Annotated in this window: 20 protein-coding genes; 13 read left to right on the forward strand and 7 right to left on the reverse strand. The window is 62.7% G+C overall.

Annotated elements, in window-relative coordinates; translation table 11 throughout:
* Window positions 1-102: 102 nt before the first annotated feature.
* The 6 genes from tagQ to QRN22_RS06385 all read left to right on the forward strand — a co-directional run bounded on the left by tagQ (window position 103) and on the right by QRN22_RS06385 (window position 6823).
* Window positions 103-981, forward strand: a complete 879-nt coding sequence (gene tagQ, locus QRN22_RS06360) for a type VI secretion system-associated lipoprotein TagQ (RefSeq protein WP_042552510.1) — start codon at window positions 103-105, stop codon at window positions 979-981.
* A gap of 483 nt (window positions 982-1464) precedes the next feature.
* Window positions 1465-2070, forward strand: coding sequence for a c-type cytochrome (locus QRN22_RS06365; RefSeq protein WP_042552509.1), 606 nt, complete (start codon window positions 1465-1467; stop codon window positions 2068-2070).
* 143 nt (window positions 2071-2213) lie between these two features.
* Window positions 2214-2843 (forward strand): thiol:disulfide interchange protein DsbA/DsbL, encoded by a 630-nt coding sequence (locus tag QRN22_RS06370; protein ID WP_042552508.1) that lies wholly within the window; start codon window positions 2214-2216, stop codon window positions 2841-2843.
* A 24-nt stretch (window positions 2844-2867) separates the two neighbouring features.
* Window positions 2868-3731, forward strand: a complete 864-nt coding sequence (locus QRN22_RS06375; RefSeq protein WP_042552507.1) for an endonuclease/exonuclease/phosphatase family protein — start codon at window positions 2868-2870, stop codon at window positions 3729-3731.
* Between the two features lie 2 nt (window positions 3732-3733).
* Entirely contained in the window at window positions 3734-5713 is a 1980-nt protein-coding gene (locus QRN22_RS06380; protein ID WP_042552506.1) for a GGDEF domain-containing protein, read from the forward strand.
* 213 nt (window positions 5714-5926) lie between these two features.
* Window positions 5927-6823 carry a peptidoglycan DD-metalloendopeptidase family protein gene (locus tag QRN22_RS06385; RefSeq protein ID WP_042552505.1) on the forward strand — a complete coding sequence of 299 codons (897 nt, stop codon included), beginning with the start codon at window positions 5927-5929 and terminating at the stop codon, window positions 6821-6823.
* A 45-nt stretch (window positions 6824-6868) separates the two neighbouring features.
* On the opposite strand, the gene QRN22_RS06390 is transcribed toward QRN22_RS06385, so the two are convergent.
* Window positions 6869-7612, reverse strand: a complete 744-nt coding sequence (locus tag QRN22_RS06390; RefSeq protein WP_042552504.1) for an endonuclease/exonuclease/phosphatase family protein — start codon at window positions 7610-7612, stop codon at window positions 6869-6871.
* Between the two features lie 504 nt (window positions 7613-8116).
* On the opposite strand from QRN22_RS06390, the gene QRN22_RS06395 reads away from it, so the two are divergent.
* The 6 genes from QRN22_RS06395 (at window position 8117) to QRN22_RS06420 (ending at window position 15518) form a co-directional block, all read left to right on the forward strand.
* Entirely contained in the window at window positions 8117-9607 is a 1491-nt protein-coding gene (locus QRN22_RS06395; protein WP_042552527.1) for an aldehyde dehydrogenase, read from the forward strand.
* Window positions 9608-9648: 41 nt separating this feature from the next.
* Window positions 9649-11022 (forward strand): aspartate aminotransferase family protein, encoded by a 1374-nt coding sequence (locus QRN22_RS06400; RefSeq protein WP_042552503.1) that lies wholly within the window; start codon window positions 9649-9651, stop codon window positions 11020-11022.
* 136 nt (window positions 11023-11158) lie between these two features.
* Window positions 11159-12145, forward strand: a complete 987-nt coding sequence (locus tag QRN22_RS06405; RefSeq protein WP_042552502.1) for an ABC transporter substrate-binding protein — start codon at window positions 11159-11161, stop codon at window positions 12143-12145.
* 115 nt (window positions 12146-12260) lie between these two features.
* Complete coding sequence (locus tag QRN22_RS06410) at window positions 12261-13064, forward strand: ABC transporter permease (RefSeq protein WP_042552501.1); 804 nt, start codon at window positions 12261-12263, stop codon at window positions 13062-13064.
* A 17-nt stretch (window positions 13065-13081) separates the two neighbouring features.
* Window positions 13082-13885: an ABC transporter ATP-binding protein gene (locus QRN22_RS06415; RefSeq protein ID WP_419761272.1), complete on the forward strand. Its 804-nt coding sequence runs from the start codon at window positions 13082-13084 to the stop codon at window positions 13883-13885.
* Between the two features lies 1 nt (window position 13886).
* Window positions 13887-15518: a GMC family oxidoreductase gene (locus QRN22_RS06420; protein WP_042552499.1), complete on the forward strand. Its 1632-nt coding sequence runs from the start codon at window positions 13887-13889 to the stop codon at window positions 15516-15518.
* Here QRN22_RS06420 and QRN22_RS06425 read toward each other — a convergent pair.
* The 6 genes from QRN22_RS06425 to QRN22_RS06450 form a co-directional block, all read right to left on the reverse strand.
* Window positions 15515-16273: a hypothetical protein gene (locus QRN22_RS06425; RefSeq protein WP_042552498.1), complete on the reverse strand. Its 759-nt coding sequence runs from the start codon at window positions 16271-16273 to the stop codon at window positions 15515-15517. The genes QRN22_RS06420 and QRN22_RS06425 overlap by 4 nt on opposite strands.
* 236 nt (window positions 16274-16509) lie before the next feature.
* Window positions 16510-17850, reverse strand: a complete 1341-nt coding sequence (locus tag QRN22_RS06430; RefSeq protein ID WP_042552497.1) for a hemolysin family protein — start codon at window positions 17848-17850, stop codon at window positions 16510-16512.
* Window positions 17851-17937: 87 nt separating this feature from the next.
* The gene (phoR, locus tag QRN22_RS06435) at window positions 17938-19245 is read right to left on the reverse strand and encodes a phosphate regulon sensor histidine kinase PhoR (protein ID WP_042552496.1); all 1308 of its coding nucleotides are present in this window, start codon (window positions 19243-19245) and stop codon (window positions 17938-17940) included.
* A 52-nt stretch (window positions 19246-19297) separates the two neighbouring features.
* Window positions 19298-19987 (reverse strand): phosphate regulon transcriptional regulator PhoB, encoded by a 690-nt coding sequence (gene phoB / locus QRN22_RS06440; protein WP_042552495.1) that lies wholly within the window; start codon window positions 19985-19987, stop codon window positions 19298-19300.
* A gap of 112 nt (window positions 19988-20099) precedes the next feature.
* A complete protein-coding gene (gene ubiA, locus QRN22_RS06445; protein ID WP_042552494.1) occupies window positions 20100-20990 on the reverse strand; it encodes a 4-hydroxybenzoate octaprenyltransferase in 891 nt (296 codons plus the stop codon).
* Window positions 20991-21058: 68 nt separating this feature from the next.
* Window positions 21059-21598 (reverse strand): chorismate--pyruvate lyase family protein, encoded by a 540-nt coding sequence (locus QRN22_RS06450; protein ID WP_042552493.1) that lies wholly within the window; start codon window positions 21596-21598, stop codon window positions 21059-21061.
* A 153-nt stretch (window positions 21599-21751) separates the two neighbouring features.
* On the opposite strand from QRN22_RS06450, the gene QRN22_RS06455 reads away from it, so the two are divergent.
* On the forward strand, window positions 21752-21919 hold the full coding sequence (locus QRN22_RS06455; RefSeq protein WP_042552492.1) for a rubredoxin: 168 nt from the start codon (window positions 21752-21754) through the stop codon (window positions 21917-21919).
* The last annotated feature ends 31 nt before the right edge of the window (window positions 21920-21950 follow it).

Raw genomic sequence — 21950 nt, forward strand, 5'->3', positions numbered from 1 at the left:
TTGAAAGGAACTCTGGCGGCCTTGGCCGTGATCAAGCAGGCGGTTGTCATGCGACGCAGCCTGAATGGAATAAACACTCACTCAAGTACGAGATCGACGACGATGCAAAATCCCAACAAGGCCCCCGCTTTTTCCTCGATACGCACTGCGCTGCTTTCCGCCGTCACCTGCACCAGCGTACTGCTGGTCGGTTGCGCCGGCTCGCCGAGCTCCCAGGTTGCCGCGACCACCAAAGCGGAGTTCTTTCCGCAATGCTACGAGCCTGTGAAGCAATTGCGCAGCTCGGAAGACGCGATGAGTCGCAGTGTCGCTATCGGTGCCGTGACCGGCGGCCTGATGGGCGCCCTTGGTGGTGCTCTGGTCGACGATGAGAAACGTGGTCGCAATGCCGCCATCGGCGCCGCAGGTGGTGCCCTGGCGGGCGGTGCGGTGGCCTACTACAACCAGCGTCAGCAGCAGATCACCGACGACAACGCGCGTCTGGCTTCCTATGCCGCCGACATCGACACCAACAACCAGAACATCGACCGCAACATCCGTTACGCCAGCGCTGCCCAGAGCTGCTACCAGCAGGCGTTCACTCAATTGCGTGCCGATCGCAAGGCGAACAAGATCAGCGACGCCGATGGTCGTACGCGCCTGGCGGAAATCGTCAGTGGTCTGAACGAAACCAATGCGCTGCTGGCCAAGGTGGACGGCCGTACCGGCGAGAACGTCAGCACCTACACCCAGGCATACGAGAAGGACCTGCAGAGCGTTGGCGTCGAGCGCAAGGAAGTGACCAAGGTGGCCACCGCCAAGCAGCCTAAGGCGACCACCAAGGTGACCAAGGAAGTCATCAACACCGAGCAATCGCTGCAGAAGGCCCAGGCCAAGCAGAAGGAAAGCCAGCAGGTTGCCAGCCGAGGCCGCACGCTGGTGAGCGATGTGTGCAACAACCCGGATATGGGTGACTGGGCACCGGCCAGCTGCAAGGCCTGACACCTGGCTGTATGGAAAACCGCGCCTGGCGCGGTTTTTTTATGCCTGCCGTCCAGGGGCTGTGGACGTTTCAGCGCGCGCCGCGTTGCGGCGAGAAATCTCGGCAGGCAGAACATTTTGGGTGTCTCTAGCTAGCGCACCTGGCGACCCAAGGCCCTGGCCCGCAGTGGCGTTCGTATAGACTGCTCCGACAGCTCCGTCGCTCAGCGTCGACGGCCCCCACGTCATGAATGTGCACGGGGGATTGATGCCGGTCACTATCGGCAGTGCGGCCCTGGGCAATCATGGCGGGTGCCGGGTGGGTGACCAGGCTGTCGGGGGCAGGGGCGACGTGCTGAATGAGGCGTTTCCCGGTGAATGCACGCCACCCCAGCGTTCGTGCAGAAACGTACGGTTCGAGTCTCCGCGCACTGCCGTGCATCACACGGCGGGCGAAGCGCCCCGGTTCACAACACTTCTCTCTTAGCCGTTTTGGATTAGCTGATGAACAAGATGATAGTGAGTCTGCTGGTGGCTCTGGGCCTGGTCGGGGCTGTTCAGGCTGCAGGCGATCCGGTTGCGGGGCAGGCGAAGACCATCGTCTGCGGTGCCTGCCATGGGCAGGATGGCAACAGCCCTCTGGCGAACTTCCCGAAACTGGCCGGCCAGGGCGAGCGCTATCTGCTCAAGCAGATGCAGGACATCAAATCAGGCGCCCGGCCGGTGGTCGAGATGACCGGCATGCTCGAGCCGCTCAGTGACCAGGACATGGTGGATGTGGCGGCCTATTACGCCAGCCAGAAAATCTCCGTCGGCGCCGCAGACCCTGCGTTGGTGGACCGCGGGCAGGCGCTGTTCCGTGGCGGCAAGCTGGCGGAGGGCATGCCGGCCTGCACCGGCTGTCACTCGCCGGACGGTAGCGGCATCGCCACGGCCGGCTATCCTCACCTGGGTGGCCAGCACGCTGACTATGTCGCCAAGCAACTGACCGCCTTCCGTGAGGGCGAGCGCAGCAACGACGGTGACAGCATGGTCATGCGCGACATTGCCGCCAAGCTCAGCAACAAGGACATCCAGGCGATATCGAGTTACATCCAGGGCCTGCACTGAGACGTTGATCGGGGCATGACGAAAAAGGGTGGTTCTGACCGCGCTTTTCGGCTGACGAGGCGGCTACAATGGACGGAACCTGCCGGGTGGCTCTCCAGTCGAAGCGAAGCTGTCCGCAGTACCCTCATAGCAAGGAGTCATGCATGCGTAATCTGATCCTTTCCGCGGTTCTGGCTGGTGCAAGCCTGTTCGGTGTCGCTGCCCATGCCGCCGAAATCGAAGCCGGCAAGCAGTATGTCGAGCTGAACAACCCGGTACCGATCTCCAAACCCGGCAAGATCGAAGTCGTCGAGCTGTTCTGGTATGGCTGCCCGCACTGCTACCAGTTCGAGCCGACGCTCAACCCATGGGTCGAAAAACTCCCGGACGACGTCAACTTCATCCGTATTCCCGCCCTGTTCGGCGGCGTATGGAACGCCCACGGGCAGATGTTCCTGACCCTGGAAAGCATGAAAGTCGAGCACAAGGTGCACAACGAAGTGTTCCGTGCCATCCACCAGGAAGGTCGCAAGCTGGCCACTCCGGAAGAAATGGCTGATTTCCTGGTCACCCAGGGCATCGACCGTGACGCCTTCCTCAAAGCCTTCAACTCCTTCGGCGTGAAGAGCCAGATGGAAAAGGCCAAGAAACTGGCCATGGCTTACCAGATCAATGGCGTACCGGTGATGATCGTCAACGGCAAATACCGTTTCGATATCTCCAGCTCGGGCGGCCCGGAGCAGACCCTGCAGGTTGCCGACCACCTGATCGCCAAAGAGCGCGCAGCCAAGTAACCGGTCCATACGGAGCGCCCCGCCATGCTGCGCCGCCGTTCGATGCCCCGTCAGGCTGGCCTGTGTGATCCACAGGTCAACCCGGACTGCACACCCGACGGCGATTGGCCGCAGAACGGGCGCCTGCGCCTGCTCAGCTTCAATATTCAGGTCGGTATCAGTACCGAGCGTTATCACCATTACCTGACCCGCGGCTGGCAACACCTGCTGCCGCATCAGGGCCGCGCTGGCAACCTGCAGCGTATTGGCGATCTGCTCGGTGACTACGACATCGTGGCCCTGCAGGAAGCTGACGGCGGCAGCGTGCGCTCCGGCTTCGTCAACCAGATCGAACACCTGGCTCGTCTGGGTGCCTTTCCCTACTGGTATCAGCAGCTCAATCGCAATCTTGGCCGCTTCGGTCAGCACAGCAATGGGCTGCTCAGCCGCTTGCGCCCGTCCATGCTGGAGGATCACCCGCTTCCAGGGCCTGCTGGCCGTGGCGCGATCCTGCTGCGTATCGGTGAGGGTGACGACGCCATCGCCGTGGTCATGATGCACCTGGCGCTGGGGCCGCGTACCCGTACCCGGCAACTGGCCTACATCCGCGAGCTGATCAGCGGCTATCGCCATCAGATCCTGATGGGCGACATGAACACCCATGCTGCGGATCTGCTGGAGCATTCGCCACTGCGCGACCTTGGCCTGATCGCGCCGCAGATCGAAGCGACCTTTCCGAGCTGGCGCCCACAGCGCTGCCTCGACCACATTCTGCTCAGCCCCGGTCTGGAGCTCGAGCGCTTTCAGGTGCTGGCCCAGCCGATCTCGGACCACCTGCCGGTGGCCGTGGAGATCCGCCTGCCCAACTCCTTCGCACCACCGTTGCCGCCCTGTATTCAGGAGCCCTGAACATGGCCGACGACGCCCAGCGCTGGCGCGAGAAATACCTTTCCAACCTCGAGCAGCAGGAGAAGCTCGAGCGGCGCTGGGATGCGCGCATCGACTTGCTGCGGCGCGGCCTGGTGCGTAGCAGCCTGGCAGCGGAGGGGGCCGACAAGTCGGTCGACCAGTGCATGCAGGATCTGCGCGAGATCCTTCGCCGCGACGATATGGATGCGGGGCTCAGCGCGCTGATCCCACGTCTGGAGAAGACCGTACTGGATTCCGAGCAGCGCCGTCAGCAACGGATCGAACAGGTTGCCAGCGGCCTCTCCAGCCTGGTCGGGCAGTTGTTGAAGATGGACCTGCCGAGTGACGTCCGCAAACCGCTCAAGCGCTACGCCAAACAGGTCGACGAGCGGGCGCGGCAATCCCGTGAGATGCCTGCGTTGCTGGCCGAGTTGAGCCAGTTGCAACAGCAGGCGCTGGCCGCATTGGGAGCGGAACAGGTCGAGCGACCGGGTTTCATCGAGCGGCTGTTCGGCAGCCGTGATGCCGCCAGCCCGAGCGTGCCGGGCGAAGCGGCAACGGAGTCGGCACCTGTCGTCCAGGCCCTGCCGCTGCAGGCCGCGCCCGCTGCAGTCGCGCTGGCCGAGCAGCCTGCTGCGCCGCAACCGGCGCTTGCTGACGCCGAGCCGCAGTTGGTGTCGCAGCCCAAGGCCCTGGAGCCCGTGGTGCTGGCTGCCAGCCCGGCGGCAGCCAGCGGCACCGTTCTGCTGGATAGCCTGCCGCTGTCATCCGCGCTGTTGATGCCGACGCCTGTCGTTCAGCCTGCGAATGAGCCCGTTGCCGAGACCGCGGAAGCCGTCACGCCTGTAGACGCTGCGTTGGAGGAAGCGGTACCCGCAGACGATGCACTGCTGCAGGCCGATCCCGCCTATGCGCTGCCGCCGGCGCCCGAGCCTGGCTACAACGCCATCGCCAGCCATGTCGAAAGCAGCCTGCTCGGTCTGCTCGAAGAGTTGCCCTTGCCCGAGCGTCATCAGGCCCAGGCCGATGTCCTGCGTCAGCGCATCATGGCCGGCCTCAACATGTATGAGCTGGTGCCGGTGCTGGACGACCTGGGCGTGCTGATGCTGGCGATCGCCGACGTTGGCCAGCGCGAGTTCGAGGGCTATCTCAAGCAGCTCAACCAGCGCCTGGCGGCTTTTCAGGGCAGCCTGCGTGACGTGCATGCCGATTATGCCGACTCGACTCAGGCGGCCCGCAGCCTGGACAGCGAGCTGCGCCAACAGGTCGATGGCTTGCACAGCAGCCTGCTCGAAGCCACCGACCTGGACAGCCTCAAGAGCCTGGTGGAAAACCGCCTCAGCGGCCTGCTCGGCACCATGGAGCAGTATCAGCACCAGCGCGACGAACGTGAGCAACAGGTGGGAGAGCGTCTGCAGATCCTGGTCGAGCGTGTGGCGAGCATGGAACTGGAGGCCAAGGGCTTCCGCGACCACCTCGAAGAGCAGCGCCAGAAAGCCCTGCTCGACCCGCTCACCGGATTGCCCAACCGTGCCGCCTGGACCGAGCGGCTGGATCTCGAGCTGGCGCGCTGGCAGCGTTATGGCGGCGACCTGCTGCTGGCGGTGCTGGATATCGACCACTTCAAGCGTATCAACGATGATTACGGCCACCTGGCTGGTGACAAGGTGTTGAAGATCATTGCCGGTGAGTTGTTCAAACGGTTGCGCAAGACCGATTTCATCGCCCGCTTCGGCGGCGAGGAGTTCGTCCTGCTGATCCCTTCCACGCCCATGGACGGTGGCCTGAAACTGCTCGATACCCTGCGCACGGCGATCAAGAGCTGCCCGTTCCACTTCAAGGGCGAACGGGTGACCATCACCCTGTCTGGCGGTATCAGCGCGTTCAGTGCCGCAGAGCGCAGCGAGCAGGTGTTCGAGCGCGCCGACCAGGCGCTCTATCGCGCCAAGCGCAGCGGCCGCAATCGTATCGAGCCGGGCTGACGGAACCGTATCGCCGCTGATCGCTCGGGCTCATGCTTACCCTCGATTGTTCGTCCCGCTGCAGGGGCTGGAAAGGGGGGAGCGGTGCATTCTGTGCATCAGGCACGCCCGGCCTGTGCCGGTTGTCGCAAAGCGCACAGGCGGCAGTCGCCCGGCCAGCGAGACGCTGCTAGTCTTTGCTCGCCGAACACTTGATAACCAGATCGACTCGATATGCTAGGGCGTTTCTCACTCCTCCTGGGACTCTGTGCGTTTGCCTGTCAGGCAACTGCACTGACCGTCTACAAGTACACCGATGCCAATGGCGTGGTCACCTATAGTGATCAGGCCGCGCCCGGTGCGAAGGTGTTCGTGTTCAGCGACCGCATGGTCGAGAAGCTCGATAACCAGGTGAAGCTGGAAACCCGCAAGCACGCCGCAGGCGAAACCCTGCTGGTGCGTAACGATCTGTATGCGCCGGTTCAGGTGGAGCTCAAGCTCGAGAAGGTCGCCAACGCCAGTGGCGTGCCGGCGAAGCCGATCAACTGGGTTCTGCCGCCGCGCAGCGAGATCCGCCTGGCCACCCTGGCGCCGCTCGATCCTTCCAAGCCGCTGCGTTACACGCCGAAACTGAGTTACGCCCTCGGTGACCCGCGTCTGCTGCCGATCAAGAACAGTTACCCATTGCCGTGGCAAGGCGGGCCTTTTCGCCTGACTCAGGGCGCCAACGGCCAGTACAGCCACTTCACCCCCAAGGGTCGCTACGCCATGGACATCGCCATGCCCGAAGGCACGCCGATCGTTGCAGCGCGCAGTGGCATCGTGGTGAAGACCGAAAACGCCCAGAGTGGGCGTGGCAACAACCCGTCCGGCAACTTCGTACGCATCCTCCACGACGACGGCACCATGGGCGTCTACCTGCACCTGATGCAGGGCTCGGTGAGCGTTCGTGAGGGGCAGCGGATCGCCACCGGTACGCCCATCGCCCGTTCCGGCAATACCGGCAACAGCACGGGCCCGCACCTGCATTTCGTGGTGCAGCGCAACGTCGGCATGGCGCTGGAGTCGATTCCTTTCGAATTCAGCCAGCCGGTGGACAGCCTGCCCAACTTCGCCGTAGGGGGCGAGTGAGGCCAGCCTCGAATCCGTTGCGAATGCTCCTCGGCAGTTGCCGGCTCAGGCTTTGCTCAGGCGGCAGCTGACTGCGCAGTGGTCGGAGACACCGGTACTCATGCTGGCGTTTTCCAGCCGGTAGCCCGGCGTGTGGAACAGCCCGTCGACCATGAATGGAATGTCCCCGGCACGGTGTAGCGAGCCGTCGATGCTGCTGGTGTAGTGCGCCGGTATGCCATCGATGAAGTGCTCGGCGATCATGTCGAAGGTGTCGCGTCCGCGCGGCGCATTGAAATCGCCTACCAGCAACAGATCGCCAGCCTGCTGCGCTTGCGCCTGAGCCAGGCTGATCAGCTTGCCGGCGCTTTCCCGCTGGTACGCCGTTGAGGTGCCGAGCGGGGTCACGTTGAGATGGGTCACGGCGATGCGCAAGCCGCGCACAGTGGCCGTCAGCATGACTTCGGCAATGCTCAGCGGATCGGCCGTGCGCAGACCCTGGGTGCTGAAGAAGGTCATTTCACGGATGCTTTGCGCGCTGCCCGAGTAGTACTCGGCGACCACGTCCGTGAGCGCATCCGTGCGGGCGATCATGCCGACGCCGACCACATTCGCAGGGCCTTCCCCCGGATAGCGCACCATGGGTGCGAAGGACATGCTGCCGCCCATCAGGGCTTCGAAGAACGGAATGTCACGCTCGCAGAGCTCCTGCAGGCAGAGCAGATCGGGCCGTTCACGATTGACGAAGGCCTCGACGCGCGGCAGGTGTCTGGAGCGTTCGATATTGATGGAAGCGATGTTGAGTGACATGGGATCAGTAGGCGATTACGGCATGAAAGGCAGCGTGGAGCACGCATGGCGCGTGTCTGTGCGAGGGAGGCCGAAGTATATCAGACGCCCTCTCCGCCAATGGGACTCCACGCTCGTACTCGCCCGCGGCCGGGCTATCGTTCGGCTCACTGTCCTCGTCCCTGTGTCTGCCTGCTACCCAGTGACATAAAAGACGTGCCAGCAGAATATTCAGCGCACTTTGTTGGTGCTGACTGATGGCCTTTGGTCGCTAAACAGATTGGCAAATCCCTCATTAATCTTCTGTTTTTTTCACTTAATCAGTGGCTTTAACTGAGGGTGTCGAGCGGCGCAGCAGACGCTCGTCGGAAATGCTCGAAAGTGGTGCCTGGCGCTCTTTTTTGGCGCCCTGCAAGCCAGCTTTTTCGTATGTCCCGATGATATTTTTAATATTTTTCCAACTGCCATCCTTTCCGCCACTATCCGTTCGCAGCAGTAACCAAGTGGCGAAAAAAGGGGATGGTGGTGTACGGACTCGGCGATTGGCAGCAACGTGCTCGGCAGCAACCTTTCATCAGCCAGGCGATCATCGGAGGCCGCCGAGTTGCAGCGCAATCCGGTGCCACCTTCGCTTCAATCAATCCAGCCACCGGCCAACTGCTCTCCAACGTCGCGGCCTGTGATGCAGCCGATGTCGACCTGGCAGTACGCGCCGCACGGCAATCCTTCGAGGTGGGTAGCTGGTCGCAACGTGCGCCGGTCGAGCGCAAGCAGGTGCTGCTCAAGTTAGCTGAGTTGATTCTGGCCAATCGAGATGAACTGGCGCTCCTCGACTCACTGAACATGGGCAAGCCGGTGATGGATGCCTGGAACATCGACGTGCCCGGCGCCGCCGGTGTGTTCCGCTGGTACGCGGAGAGCCTCGACAAGCTGTACGACGAAGTCGCGCCAACGGCCCGCAACGTGCTCGCCACCGTAACGCGTGAGGCGCTGGGCGTGGTCGCTGCCGTGGTGCCGTGGAATTTCCCTCTGGACATGGCCGCCTGGAAACTCGCGCCGGCCCTTGCCGCCGGTAACTCGGTGATCCTCAAACCCGCCGAGCAATCGCCGTTTTCCGCCTTGCGTCTGGCCGAGCTGGCGCTGGAAGCGGGCATTCCCCCAGGCGTGTTCAACGTCGTGCCCGGCTTCGGCGAAAGTGCCGGCAAGGCCCTCGGTCTGCACATGGATGTCGACTGCCTGGCCTTCACCGGCTCCACCGAGGTCGGCAAGTTCTTCATGGCTTACTCGGCGCAGTCCAACCTCAAGCAAGTCTGGCTTGAGTGCGGTGGCAAGAGCGCCAACCTGGTGTTCGCCGACTGCCAGGATCTGGATCTGGCTGCAGAGAAAGCTGCCTTCGGCATCTTCTTCAATCAGGGCGAAGTCTGCTCGGCCAACTCGCGCTTGCTGGTCGAACGCTCGATCCATGACCAATTCGTCGAGCGTCTGCTGAGCAAGGCCCGCGACTGGCAGCCGGGTGACCCTCTGAGTCCGACCAGTCGCGCTGGCGCCATCGTCGAGGCACGGCAGACCGCTCGGATCATGACCTTTGTCGACGACGCCCGGCGTGAGGGTGCGCACCTGGTTTGCGGCGGGCGGCAGCTCAGCTTCAATGGCTCGGACAATTTCATCGAGCCGACGGTGTTCACCGACGTTTCTCCCACCAGCCGTCTGGCCCGCGAAGAAGTGTTCGGCCCGGTACTGGCGGTAATGCCCTTCGACGGTGAAGACGAAGCCGTGCAACTGGCCAACGACAGCATCTATGGCCTTGCCGCCTCGCTGTGGAGCGACGACCTCAATCGTGCCCATCGCGTGGCGCGTCGCCTCAAGGCGGGCACCGTGTCGGTCAACACGGTTGATGCCCTGGACGTGAGCGTGCCTTTTGGTGGCGGCAAGCAATCCGGTTTCGGCCGCGACCTGTCACTGCACTCGTTCGACAAATACACCCATTTGAAGACCACGTGGTTCCAGCTGCGTTGAGCAATGCCAGTCGCGCCGAACCCGATCACAGGAGCCTTGCCATGAACGCCCCGAAACACAGCACGCAGCAATACCAGGCGCTGGATGCGGCCCACCACATCCATGCTTTTCTCGACCAGAAAACGCTGAACGAGAAGGGGGCTCTGGTGATCGCCAAGGGGCAGGGCCTGAACCTGTGGGATACCGATGGAAAACGCTATCTGGATGGCATGTCCGGGCTGTGGTGCACTGCGCTCGGCTATGGGCGTGCCGACCTGAATGCCGCTGCCAGTCGGCAGCTCGAAGAGCTGCCTTACTACAACCTGTTCTTTCACACCACGCACCCGCGGGTCGTGGAACTCTCCGAGCTGCTCTTCAGCCTGCTGCCAGAGCACTACAGCCACGCCATCTATACCAACTCCGGTTCCGAGGCCAACGAGGTACTGATTCGTAGTGTGCGGCGTTACTGGCAGATTCTCGGCAAGCCGCAGAAGAAGGTGATGATCGGCCGCTGGAACGGTTACCACGGTTCGACCCTGGGCAGCACCGCGCTTGGCGGCATGGGCTTCATGCACGAGATGGGCGGCATGCTGCCGGACTTCGCCCATATCGGTGAGCCGCACTATTTCGTCGAAGGCGGCGAGCTGAGCGATGAGGCGTTTGGCCTCAAGGCCGCCCGCGAGCTCGAGGCGAAGATCCTCGAACTGGGCGCGGAAAACGTCGCCGCCTTCGTGGCCGAGCCCTTCCAGGGTGCCGGCGGCATGATCTTCCCGCCGGCCAGTTACTGGGCCGAGGTGCAGCGCATCTGCCGTCGGTACGACGTATTGCTGTGTGCCGATGAAGTGATCGGTGGCTTCGGCCGCACGGGCGAGTGGTTCTCCCATCAGCATTTCGGTTTCGAACCGGACACGCTGACCATCGCCAAGGGGCTGACCAGTGGTTACATCCCCATGGGTGGTCTGGTGTTCAGTGCGCGGATGGCGGAGGTGCTGGTGCAGCAGGGTGGCCTTTTCGCTCATGGCCTGACCTATGCCGGGCACCCGGTGGCGGCGGCAGTGGCCATCGCCAACCTCACTGCGCTGCGTGACGAGAAGATCGTCGAAACGGTGAAAACCGACACCGGCCCCTACCTGCACAAACTGCTGCGCGAGACCTTTGGCGGGCACCCGCTGATTGGCGATATCCAGGGTGTCGGCCTGGTTGCCGCGTTGCAGTTCGCCGAAGACAAAGGCACGCGCAAACGTTTCGCCAACGAGAACGACATCGCCTGGCACTGCCGCACTGTGGGTTTCGATGAGGGGCTGATCATTCGCTCGACCCTCGGCCGGATGATCATGGCGCCAGCGCTTGTCGCCACTCATGCCGAACTGGATGAGCTGGTGGAGAAGACCCGCCGCGCGGTGGATCGAACCGGGCGTGAACTGAATCTGTTGTAAACCAACGTGTTCCGTAGAGAGCGCTGAAGACTACTGTGCCGGCCCCACGAGGCCGGCCTGCGATACGCCCTTGGCCCTTGGCCTGTCCCTGCCCCATGAAAACCAAAAACAAGCCAGCAGGCTGTGGGAGTGCTTCATGAACAAGTCCTTGCGCCACCGTATCGTCCGCTCTTTTGCATGCACCGCCGTAGCCGCCGGCATGGCCGCCAGCGCCCAGGCCGGAACCCTGACCCTCGGGCACACCACCTGGGTCGGTTACGGCACGCTTTATCTGGCCCGTGACCTCGGCTACTTCAAGGAGCAGGGGCTGGATATCGAGTTCACCGTGATCGAGGAGTCGGCCATGTACATGGCGGCTCAGGCCTCTGGCAAGTTGTCGGGCTCGGCGTCGACCATCGATGAAATCCTCAAGTATCGCTCGAAGAACTTCTGCTTCAAGGCGGTTGCCGCGCTGGACGAAAGTCACGGTGGCGACGGTGTACTGGTGGGTAACGAAGTGACCAGCCTGGAGCAGCTGAAAGGCAAGGCGGTGGCGGTCAACGAAGGTTCGGTATCGCAGTTCTGGCTGTCCTACCTGCTCAAGCAGAAGGGCATGAGCATGAGCGATCTGGAAATCCAGAACATGACTGCTGACGATGCGGCCACCGCATTCATCGCTGGCCGCATACCGGCTGCTGTGACCTGGGAACCGCACCTGTCGCTGGTCAAGGCGAAAGGGCAGGGCAAGGTGCTGGTCGACAGCAGCGAGACGCCTGGGGTGATCGTCGACGTGGTGGCGTTGTCCTGCGACGTGATCGAGAAGCAACCTGAAGATGTGAAGGCACTGGTCGCTGGCCTGTACAAGGCAGTCGAGTACACCAAGACCCATCCGCAGGAAGCCTACGAAATCATGGCCAAGGGCGTCGGCGGCTATCTGTCCGATCCGAAGGATCTGGCCGAGGCAGCCAAGGGCGTGAAGTTCTATGACCAGGCCATGAGCGAAAAACTGCTTGGCACTCCGGGAAAACCGGGCGACATCGCCGGCGTTATCAGCCTGGCCAACGAAACCTGGACCAGCCTGCAGGGCAAGCCTTACGCAGTGAGCTACGAGGACTTGGTGGATACCTCGTTCGTTACCCCGTAAGCGTTCCGCCCGCAGGCTGTTCACGCCCCGCTGCCGCGATGACTCTCGGCATCCGCGCGCGGTGTAAGTCGTGGCAGCCACGGGTTTCTCAAATACCTGCAACACGAGGTGGTTCATGGCCACGCAAAAAACCTGGGCGCAGCGCTGTCTGACGCCGAAAGTGGAGCTGCCACGCAAGCTGGTGCTCGGCACCGGCGCCCTGTGCTGGCTGCTGGTGCTCGGCCTGTGGGCCGCTCTGTCCTATGGCGGCGTGGTGCCGTCCATGTTTCTGCCAAACCCTGGTCAGGTCGTCGAAGCCGGCGTGCGCCTGGCCGGTGACGGCACCCTGAGCAAGCATGTGCTGGCCAGCCTGGAAGTGGTGCTGATCGGCTTTGCGGTTTCGTCTCTGGTCTCGGTGCCATTGGGCCTGTTGATGGGCAGCTTTCGCATCGTCCAGGCGTTCCTCGAACCCCTGGTCAACTTCATCCGCTACCTGCCGGTGACCTCTTTCGTACCGCTGTTCATTCTGTGGATCGGCATCGGTCTGGAACAGCGCGTGGCGGTCATCATCTTTGGTGTGTTCTTCCAGCAACTGGTGATGATTGCCGACGTGTCCAAGGGCGTGCCGCGGGATCTGATCAACGCCAGTTACACCCTCGGTGCAAGTCGCCGCGACGTCGTGCTGCACGTTCTCGGTCCGGCCTCACTGCCGGGCATACTCGATACGCTGCGAGTCACCATGGGCTGGGCCTGGACCTATTTGGTAGTGGCCGAGCTGGTCGCGGCCTCGAGTGGCCTCGGCTACATCAGCCTCAAGGCCATGCGCGGCTTTCAGGTGGACGTGATTTTTCTGGCCATTGCCATCATCGGCCTGCTCGGGCTGCTCACCGATCAACTGTTCCGCTTGCTTCGACTGAGGATTACCGCATGGGCGCAGTAGCCAAGAAACCCTACGTGATGCCCGCGCTCAGCGAGTACGCCGAGGTCACCGCACGCCTGCGTGTGGACAACGTCAGCCTGCGCTATCAGTCGCCCAACGGCGATACCTTCACCGCCCTGGATCGGGTTTCCTTCGAGGTACCGGATCAACAGTTCGCGGTGATCGTCGGTCCGTCCGGCTGTGGCAAGTCGAGCCTGCTCTACCTCACCGCTGGCCTCAATGAGCCCAGCGATGGTGACATCTACGTCGGTGGCAAGAAGGTCGAGGGCCCCGGCGCCGACCGCGGCATGGTGTTTCAGGGCTATACATTGTTCCCCTGGCTGACGGTACGTCAGAACATCGAGTTCGGCCTCAAACGCCGTGGGCTCGGCAGTGGTGAGATCAATACCATCGTCGACTACTATCTGGGCGAGGTGGGGCTGGCCAAGTTCGCCGGGCATTACCCCAAGCAATTGTCCGGCGGCATGATGCAGCGCGTGGCGATTGCCCGGGCATTGGCCAACGACCCGCAGATCCTGCTGATGGACGAGCCCTTCGGTGCGCTCGACAGCCAGACGCGTCTGCAAATGCAGCAATTGCTGCTGCAAGTGTGGGGCAACAGCAAGAAGACCGTTGTGTTCGTCACCCACGATATCGACGAAGCCATCCTGCTCGCCGACCGCATCTACGTGATGGGCGCGCGCCCCGGGCGGATCAAGGAAATTCTCGACGTACCCATCGATCGGCCCCGCAATCTGGACGTGGTCATGGAGCCGGAGTTCATCCGCATGAAGCGGCATATCCTCGGCCTGCTGCACGATGACATGGAGGCGGTGCACTGAAATGGATGACGCCTTCGACTACCTGATCGTCGGTGCCGGCTCCGCCGGCTGCGTATTGGCCAACCGCCTCAGCGCCGACCCTGGCGTTCGCGTGTGTCTGATCGAGGCCGGCGGCAGCGACGCCAGCCCGCGCGTGCAGGTACCGGCCGGCACCATCACCCTGTACAAGAGCCGCGTGTTCAGCTGGAACTACTTTTCCACACCTCAGCAGCATCTGGCCGGGCGCAGCCTGCACACGCCACGCGGCAAGGTGCTCGGTGGCTCCAGTTCGATGAACAGCATGATCTACATCCGTGGCGATGCCAGCGATTACCAGCGTTGGCAGGCGGCGGGCTGCACCGGCTGGAGCTGGCAGGACGTACTGCCGTATTTCAAGCGTTCGGAAGGTAACCGTCTCGGTCAGTCGTTGCTGTATCACGGCACTCAGGGCGAGTTGCTGGTGGACAAGCCGCGTGATCCCAACCCGCTGTCCAGGATTTATATCCGCGCGGCCGAGCAGCTGGGTCTGCGCCAAAACGACGATTTCAACGGCGGCACCCTGGAAGGCGTGGGTATCTACAACGTGACCCAGAAGAACGCCAAGCGCCTGTCCAGCTATCGAGCCTTCGTCCATCCAGTGCGTGAACGCAGCAACCTCACCGTGCTCACTGGCTGCCAGGTGGAGCGGCTGATCCTCGAGGGCGACCGCGTCACCGGTGTAGAGCTACAGCAGGGCGAACAGTGGCGTACCTTGCTGTGCCGTCGTGAGACCATTCTCTGCGCCGGCTCCCTCGGTTCAGCGCATCTGCTGCTGAAGTCCGGCATCGGCCCCAAGGCCGAGCTGGAGGCCGCCGGTGTGGCTTGCCGGGTTAATCTGGCCGGAGTAGGCAAGAACCTCCAGGATCATGTTGATGGCCTGGTTACCGTGCGCTCGAAGAGCCCGCTATCGCTGGGCTTCTCCCTCGGTTCGCTGCCCAAGGTGCTGGTATCGCCGTTCAAGTACCTGGCGCAGAAGATGGGTTGGCTGACCACCAACTACGTCGAGGCCGGCGGCTTTGCCCGTACGCCCCTGGCCGAGGCGTTGCCCGATGTGCAGATGCATTTCGTGCCCGGTTATCGAAGCCACCGTGGGCGGCTGTTCGAGTGGGGCCATGGCTATGCCATCCATACCTGCGTGCTGCGCCCGAAGAGCATTGGTGAGGTGCGTCTGGGGGCGGGACGCAGCCTGCTTGTCGACTTCAACTTCTTCAGCGATGAAGCGGACGCGCGCGTATTGATCGAGGGTATGAAACTGGCGCGCAGGATTCTTGCCCAGCCAGCGTTCGATAATTCGCGTGGCGTCGAGATGCTGCCAGGGTCGGAAGTGCAGACCGATGAGCAGTTATTGGCGCATTTGCGCGAGTGCGCGGCCACCGTGTTTCACCCGGTTGGCACCTGCAGGATGGGCACTGACGAGATGGCGGTGGTGACACCGGCGCTTAAGGTGCGCGGCATTGAGAACTTGCGGGTTGCCGATGCCTCCATCATGCCGACGCTGATCAGCGGCAACACCAATGCGGCGTGCATCATGATCGGCGAGCGTGCGGCGGATTTCATTCTGAGCAGCGAGGTACCCAGCCTGACGGCCGGGCACTCGCTTGTGCAGGAAGCTTAGAACGCCAGGCCGACTTTCAGGCCAACCTGTTCCTGTTTGAGCTTGCTGTTTTCAGCCAGCACGCTGTCGCTGTCGACTTTGTAGTTCGTGCGGGTGTAGTACAGGCTGGTGCTGACTGGCAGGTTGTTGATGCCCTTGTTCCACAGCACGGTCAGCTCGGCGTACGGGTTGGCCTTGTCCTTCAGGTCAACGGTGTCGCTGCCTTCGCCTCTGACTTTCAGTTCGGCTTCTGCATCGAGCGAATAACGTGCGCCGGCCTCGAGGCGGACGGTGTAATCGGACGTCAGGTAGTTGTAGCCGATGCCGGCCTTGGCAAAGGGGGCTTTGCTGGTCAGTTTGACGTTGGTATCAAGCGGGCCGGCATCGTCCTGCTCGATGCGACCCCAGTCATAGCCGCCACCAACGATGAAGTCGATGTAGTTGTTGGTGCTCAGCGCGGCACGCAAGCCCAGGTCGAGGTCGGCACGGGCTGCCTGGTACTTGTCGTCGTCTTTCTTGCGGTACTGGCCTTCGATGCCCGCTTGATAGATGAAGCCTTCATGGCCCGTCAGCTTGTTGCCGAAGTTATAGAACAGACCGCCCTGATTCAGACGCTCCTTGTCGCTTTCGCCAAAGGTGCTCAGCTTGTACTGATTGTGCGAGCCGATGACGCCGATGGTGGAGATCGGGTCAGTGATAGAGTCGGCGTAGGCGTGCGAAGCACCAGCGAGGCAGAGGGCGAGTGCGGTTTTCGACGTGATTCCATTGAGTTGCATGGCTGAATCCTTGGCAGTCTGTTCATGTGATGGCGTGCACCCATTCGATGCGGTGCACGCCGATGGACTGCCCACTTGCACAAGTTATTCGAGTAGCCCGACGAACGGTCGTAAGTGATTGTTTCGGATCAGATATGAGTGTGCTGGATAGAAGCGTAGATGACCGATCGGTCAGCTTTTTCGATCGCTTCATTCGACCCGCCTCCAGGCGTTGATACGCCTGGGATGCGCGTCGATCAGTCGAGTTTGATGACCTTGGCCAGCAGGATCTTCGGGCCCTTCATCTTCTTGACGATCAGGCGAAGGCCGGCGACCTCGAGTGATTCCTCTTCCTCGGGCACCCGCTTGAGGGTTTCGTAGATCAGCCCCGCGAGGGTTTCCGCCTCGATATGGTCGAGGTCGACGCCGAGCAGCCGCTCCAGCTTGAACAGCGGCGTATCACCGCGCACCAGCAGCTTGCCGGGTTGATAGGCGAGGATGCCGCGCTCGGCCTTGCGGTGTTCGTCCTGAATATCGCCGACCAGGGCTTCGAGCACGTCTTCCATGGTCAGGTAGCCGATGACCTTGCCATCGGCTTCCTCGACCAGCGCGAAGTGGGCGCCGCCTTTGCGGAACTGCTCCAGCAACTCGGAGAGTGGCAGGTTGCGGTTGACCTTCTCCAGGGGGTGCATCAGCTCGCTGAGGCGCAGGGTCGAGGGCAGCATTTCCAGCAGCGACAGGTGCAGCAGCAGGTCCTTGATATGCAGCACGCCGACGAACTCGCCAGCGGCCTCGTCGTAGATCGGGTAGCGGCTGTACTTGTGGCGACGGAACACGCTGAACACTTCATCCAGCGAGGCGTTGAGCTCGAGGTAGATCAGGTCTTCGCGGGAGTTGGCCCAGTCCACCACGTCCAGCTCGCCCAATTCGACCGCCGAGGCGAGCACGCGCATGTCCTGGTCGGTCGGGTCGCTGGCACGGCTGGAGTGCAGGATCAGCTTGAGCTCATCGCGGCTGTAGTGATGGTCGTGGTGCGCCCCCGGCTCGCCCTGGCCGGCGATACGCAGAATGGCGTTGGCGCTGGCATTGAGCAGGAAAATCGCCGGGTACATGGCCCAGTAGAACAGGTACAGCGGCACCGCCGTCCACAGCGACAGCAGCTCGGGCTTGCGAATCGCCCAGGACTTGGGCGCCAGCTCGCCGACGACGATGTGCAAGTAGGAAATGATGAAGAAGGCGGTGAAGAAGGCGATGCCGTGAATCAGCTTCTGCGACTCGATGCCGATGGAGGTCAGCAGGGGTTCGAGCAGGTGGGCGAAAGCCGGTTCACCGACCCACCCAAGGCCGAGGGACGCCAGGGTGATACCCAGCTGGCAGGCCGACAGATAGGCGTCGAGCTGGTTGTGCACGGTACGCAGGATGTGTCCGCGCCAGCCATTCTCCTGGGCCAGGGCTTCGACCTTGGTGGCCCGCAGCTTGACCATGGCGAACTCGGCGGCAACGAAGAAGCCGTTGAGCAGCACCAGAAACAGGGCGAACAGCACGAGGCCGAAATCGGCGAAATAGGTGGAGAAGGAGACGCTCGTAGAGGGATCCATGGGGAGTTCGTGTGACCAGATATTGCTAAAGGGTGGGGCTTGGGACTGTGCTTTGCAATAGGGCCCGGGTCACAGGCCCTAAAGTAGTCAGCGCTCGCGCTGCGCTATCTGGGCCGCCGGGAAGTGACAGGTGAACAGGCTGCCCTTGCCGACGACGCTGGTGATGTCCAGTTGGCCGCGGTGGCGCAGCAGCACGTGCTTGACGATCGCCAGGCCCAGACCGGTACCGCCGGTGTTGCTGGCACGGCTGGAGTCCACCCGATAGAAGCGCTCGGTCAGCCGCGGCAGGTGCTTGGCCTCGATGCCCGGCCCGGTGTCCTGCACGGACAGGTGCGCGCCCTGTTCGTCCTGCCACCAGCGAATGCGGATTTCGCCTTCGGCCTGGGTGTACTTGACCGCATTGAACACCAGATTCGAAAAGGCGCTACGCAGTTCCGACTCGCTGCCCTTGAGCCTGACTCCGGCGTCGGCGTCCAGGCTGATGCGGTGGTTATGCTCCGCAGACAGCGCCTGGGCATCGGTCTTGATTGCCTGCAGGAGTTGCTCGACCGGCACGGGCTGGTTGTCGGACGGGTAGTCGGTGGCTTCCAGTTTGGCCAGCAGGAGCAGATCGTTGAGCAGGCACTGCATGCGCGAGCCCTGTTGCTGCATCTGTTGCAGGGCACGGCGCCAGCGCGGATTGATCTCGTCGACGTTGTCCTGCAGGGTTTCCACGTAGCCGGAAATCACCGTGAGCGGCGTACGCAACTCGTGGGAAACGTTGGCGACGAAATCCTTGCGCATCTGTTCGAGCTGATGCAGCCGCGTCACGTCACGGACCAGCATCAGGTGTTCCTGATTGCCATAGCGGGTGATGTTCAGTTGCAGCTGCTTGCGCGGGTTGACCGGCGAGGGCAGCTCCAGCGGCTCGAGGTATTTGCCGCGCTCGAAGTATTCCTTGAAGCGTGGATCACGTACCAGGTTGGTGATCGACTGACCGCTGTCCTGAGGGGTTTTCAGGCCCAGCAGGGTTTCCGAGGCCTTGTTCCACCATTCCAGATTGCCGTGGCTGTCGAGCATGATCACGGCATCGCGCAGGGCCGCGGTGGACTCCTGGACACGGTCGATCACCGCTTGCAGGCGGCCGCGGGCACGCTGGTTGCGACGTTGCAGGTGATAGATGCTGTCGAACACCTCGCCCCACAGGCCGTAGCCGTCTGGCGGTGGTTCGTCGGGCTGGTGATCCTTGAGCCAGGCATGCAGGCGCAACAATTGGCTGAGCGTCCATGCCAGGTGAATGGCCAAACCCAGGGCCAGCGCCCAGGCATACTGGCCGGTGATCACGCCCAGCACCAGACAGGCGGCGACCAGTAGCAGCAGGCGGCGGGTTATGGCGCCGCGCCAGTTGCTCGTCACGTTGCGCTCATCCGTCCGCGTGTCCCTGTCATGTTGCGCTCCAGGCTGCCGGTCAGCCCTTGGTGGAGAAACGATAACCGGTGCCGCGCACCGTCTGCACCAGATTTTCGTAGGCTTCGCCGAGCGCTTTGCGCAGGCGGCGGATATGCACGTCGACGGTACGTTCTTCGACGTAGACGTTGCCGCCCCATACCTGGTCGAGCAGTTGGCCGCGAGTGTACGCGCGTTCCTGATGCGTCATGAAGAATTGCAGCAGGCGATATTCGGTGGGCCCCATTTCCGCCGGCTTGCCGTCGATGGTCACGCGGTGGCTGATCGGGTCGAGCAACAGCCCGCCCACTTCGATCGGGCCTTCGCTGTCGCTGGGGCCGGCGCGGCGCAGTACCGCTTTCAGGCGGGCGACCAGCTCGCGGGGCGAGAAGGGCTTGGTGATGTAATCGTCGGCACCGACCTCCAGGCCCTGGATCTTGTTGTCCTCTTCGCCCTTGGCGGTGAGCATGATGATCGGGATGTCGCCGGTCAGCTCGTCGCGCTTGAGGCGTCGGGCCAGCTCGATGCCGGAGGTGCCGGGCAGCATCCAGTCGAGCAGGATCAGATCGGGTTTGCGATCGACGATGATGGCGTGGGCCTGCTGGGTATTTTCCGCTTCCAGGCACTCGTATCCGGCCATTTCCAGCGCTACCACGATCATTTCGCGGATCGGCGCTTCGTCATCGACGATCAGGATGTTCTTGCCAACCATGGGTCGAGCCTCAATTCATTCAACTGTCATGCGGCGCATTAGATAACGGAATTATTGCAGCGATATGACAGCCGTGCGGCAAGGCGAGGCGCGGCGGGCGCTGCACAAGGTCCTAGCGCAGGGCGTAATCCAGCACGATGCCGATGAAGATCGCCAGGCCAGCCCAGTGGTTGTGCAGGAATGCCTGGAAGCAGACCATCGGCTCGCGTTCGCGAGTCATGTGAAATTCCCAGGCGAAACAGGCAGCAGCGGCCAGCAGGCCAAGGTAGAAATACAGGCCCAGCTCGAAGCGCGCACCGGCCAGGCACAGGCACAGCAGTGTCAGGCCCTGCAGGCCGAGGATGATCACCCGGTCGGCGTCGCCGAACAGGATCGCCGTGGATTTCACGCCGATTTTCAGGTCGTCCTCACGGTCGGCCATGGCGTAGTAGGTATCGTAGGCGACGGTCCAGATCACGTTGGCGAGCAGCAGCAGCCAGGCGGCCACCGGCAGGCTGCCGGTTTCTGCGGTGAACGCCATCGGCATGCCCCAGGAGAACGCGGTACCCAGCACCACCTGGGGGTAATAGGTGTAGCGTTTCATGAAGGGGTAGAGCGCGGCCACGCCCAGTGCACCGAACGACAGCCAGACGGTGGTGGCATTGGTCAGCAACACCAGGCCGAAGCTGAGGGCGATCAGCACCGCGAACAGGATCAGCGCTTCGCGGGCGCTGACCCGCCCGCTGGCCAGCGGGCGGGCCTTGGTGCGACTGACATGGCCGTCGAAGTTGCGGTCGGCGTAATCGTTGATCACGCAGCCCGCCGCGCGCATCAGAATTACCCCGACCACGAAGATCACCAGGTTTCTGGTACTCGGTACACCCTCGGCAGCGATCCACAGTGCCCACAGGGTCGGCCAGAGCAGCAGGTAGATGCCAATCGGCTTTTCCAGGCGCATCAACTGCACGAAGTCCCATGCCCGTGGGTGCAGGCGGTTGAGCGATTGCAGCAGGCGGGTGTACATCGTCGGTTTCTCCTGGCGGGGTGCGCGGATTATACGGGCGCAGGCACCGGGCGCCAGGTGTGTCGGCGCTAGTGGGCGGCGAGCCAGAACGCGGGCAGGAACACTTCGGCGACCAGCACCGCCAGACGGTCACGGCGAAAGCACGAGCGCCGCGCCCACAGTCCCTGATGCGGGTTGTCTGCAGGCAGCCAGGCGGCCGGGTAATGACACACCTGCAATGCGCCTCGTTCGAAGGCCTGGTCGCTGAACAGCAACTCGCCAAGGGAGCGGCTACCCAGCTGCTGCAGGTCCAGGCCGGAGTCGGTCAGCGCCTCACGGGCCGCTACGCTGCGAGCGAACACCCAGGGCTCGGCATTGCCGCGCAGATGCACCTCGCGCACCCAGCCAAGGCTGCCAGACGGCACATCGAGCGCGGCGCACTCGTCGTCACGCAGCTCCAGCCAGCCTTCACGCAGCGGGATGACGCTGAAACCGCCATCGGACAGCTCGCTCAACCGGCGGGTCAGTGAGCGCTCGTCGAACAGCCAGGCGCAGATGGCGGCTGATGGCGCGGGCTGCAGTTGATCGCGGGACAGCCAGTCTGGCGTCTGGGAGGCGGAACGGGGCACGGTGCGGATTCGCGATATGGAGATGCGCGGAGTCTAGCATGGGCATTGCCGCGGGTTTCGGCCTGCCCCGGCGTTCGTCGCGTGTGCTTGGCGCGTCCCGGCATTTGCGGTAGCGTGCCCGCGCAATGACCGTGACTACGCCGGAGAGCGTTTATGAAAAAGTGGCAATGTGTGGTCTGCGGACTGATCTACGACGAGCGTGATGGCTGGCCCGATGACGGCATCGAGCCCGGCACCCGCTGGGAAGATGTGCCGGAAGACTGGCTGTGCCCCGACTGTGGCGTGGGCAAGATCGACTTCGAGATGATCGAGATCAACTGAGCCCTCGCGAGACCAACCCAACAGGAACGAG

This window comes from Pseudomonas sp. MEJ086 (genome assembly GCF_030209025.1).
Taxonomy (GTDB): Bacteria; Pseudomonadota; Gammaproteobacteria; order Pseudomonadales; family Pseudomonadaceae; genus Aquipseudomonas; species Aquipseudomonas fulva_A.

What these genes read in the sequence shown, in the direction of transcription:
- tagQ (WP_042552510.1), top strand. Translation starts at nt 103, where the DNA reads ATGCAAAATCCCAACAAGGCCCCCGCTTTTTCCTCGATACGCACTGCG.
- QRN22_RS06365 (WP_042552509.1), top strand. Translation starts at nt 1,465, where the DNA reads ATGAACAAGATGATAGTGAGTCTGCTGGTGGCTCTGGGCCTGGTCGGG.
- QRN22_RS06370 (WP_042552508.1), top strand. Translation starts at nt 2,214, where the DNA reads ATGCGTAATCTGATCCTTTCCGCGGTTCTGGCTGGTGCAAGCCTGTTC.
- QRN22_RS06375 (WP_042552507.1), top strand. Translation starts at nt 2,868, where the DNA reads ATGCTGCGCCGCCGTTCGATGCCCCGTCAGGCTGGCCTGTGTGATCCA.
- QRN22_RS06380 (WP_042552506.1), top strand. Translation starts at nt 3,734, where the DNA reads ATGGCCGACGACGCCCAGCGCTGGCGCGAGAAATACCTTTCCAACCTC.
- QRN22_RS06385 (WP_042552505.1), top strand. Translation starts at nt 5,927, where the DNA reads ATGCTAGGGCGTTTCTCACTCCTCCTGGGACTCTGTGCGTTTGCCTGT.
- QRN22_RS06390 (WP_042552504.1), bottom strand. Translation starts at nt 7,612, where the DNA reads ATGTCACTCAACATCGCTTCCATCAATATCGAACGCTCCAGACACCTG.
- QRN22_RS06400 (WP_042552503.1), top strand. Translation starts at nt 9,649, where the DNA reads ATGAACGCCCCGAAACACAGCACGCAGCAATACCAGGCGCTGGATGCG.
- QRN22_RS06405 (WP_042552502.1), top strand. Translation starts at nt 11,159, where the DNA reads ATGAACAAGTCCTTGCGCCACCGTATCGTCCGCTCTTTTGCATGCACC.
- QRN22_RS06410 (WP_042552501.1), top strand. Translation starts at nt 12,261, where the DNA reads ATGGCCACGCAAAAAACCTGGGCGCAGCGCTGTCTGACGCCGAAAGTG.
- QRN22_RS06415 (WP_419761272.1), top strand. Translation starts at nt 13,082, where the DNA reads ATGCCCGCGCTCAGCGAGTACGCCGAGGTCACCGCACGCCTGCGTGTG.
- QRN22_RS06420 (WP_042552499.1), top strand. Translation starts at nt 13,887, where the DNA reads ATGGATGACGCCTTCGACTACCTGATCGTCGGTGCCGGCTCCGCCGGC.
- QRN22_RS06425 (WP_042552498.1), bottom strand. Translation starts at nt 16,273, where the DNA reads ATGCAACTCAATGGAATCACGTCGAAAACCGCACTCGCCCTCTGCCTC.
- QRN22_RS06430 (WP_042552497.1), bottom strand. Translation starts at nt 17,850, where the DNA reads ATGGATCCCTCTACGAGCGTCTCCTTCTCCACCTATTTCGCCGATTTC.
- phoB (WP_042552495.1), bottom strand. Translation starts at nt 19,987, where the DNA reads ATGGTTGGCAAGAACATCCTGATCGTCGATGACGAAGCGCCGATCCGC.
- ubiA (WP_042552494.1), bottom strand. Translation starts at nt 20,990, where the DNA reads ATGTACACCCGCCTGCTGCAATCGCTCAACCGCCTGCACCCACGGGCA.
- QRN22_RS06455 (WP_042552492.1), top strand. Translation starts at nt 21,752, where the DNA reads ATGAAAAAGTGGCAATGTGTGGTCTGCGGACTGATCTACGACGAGCGT.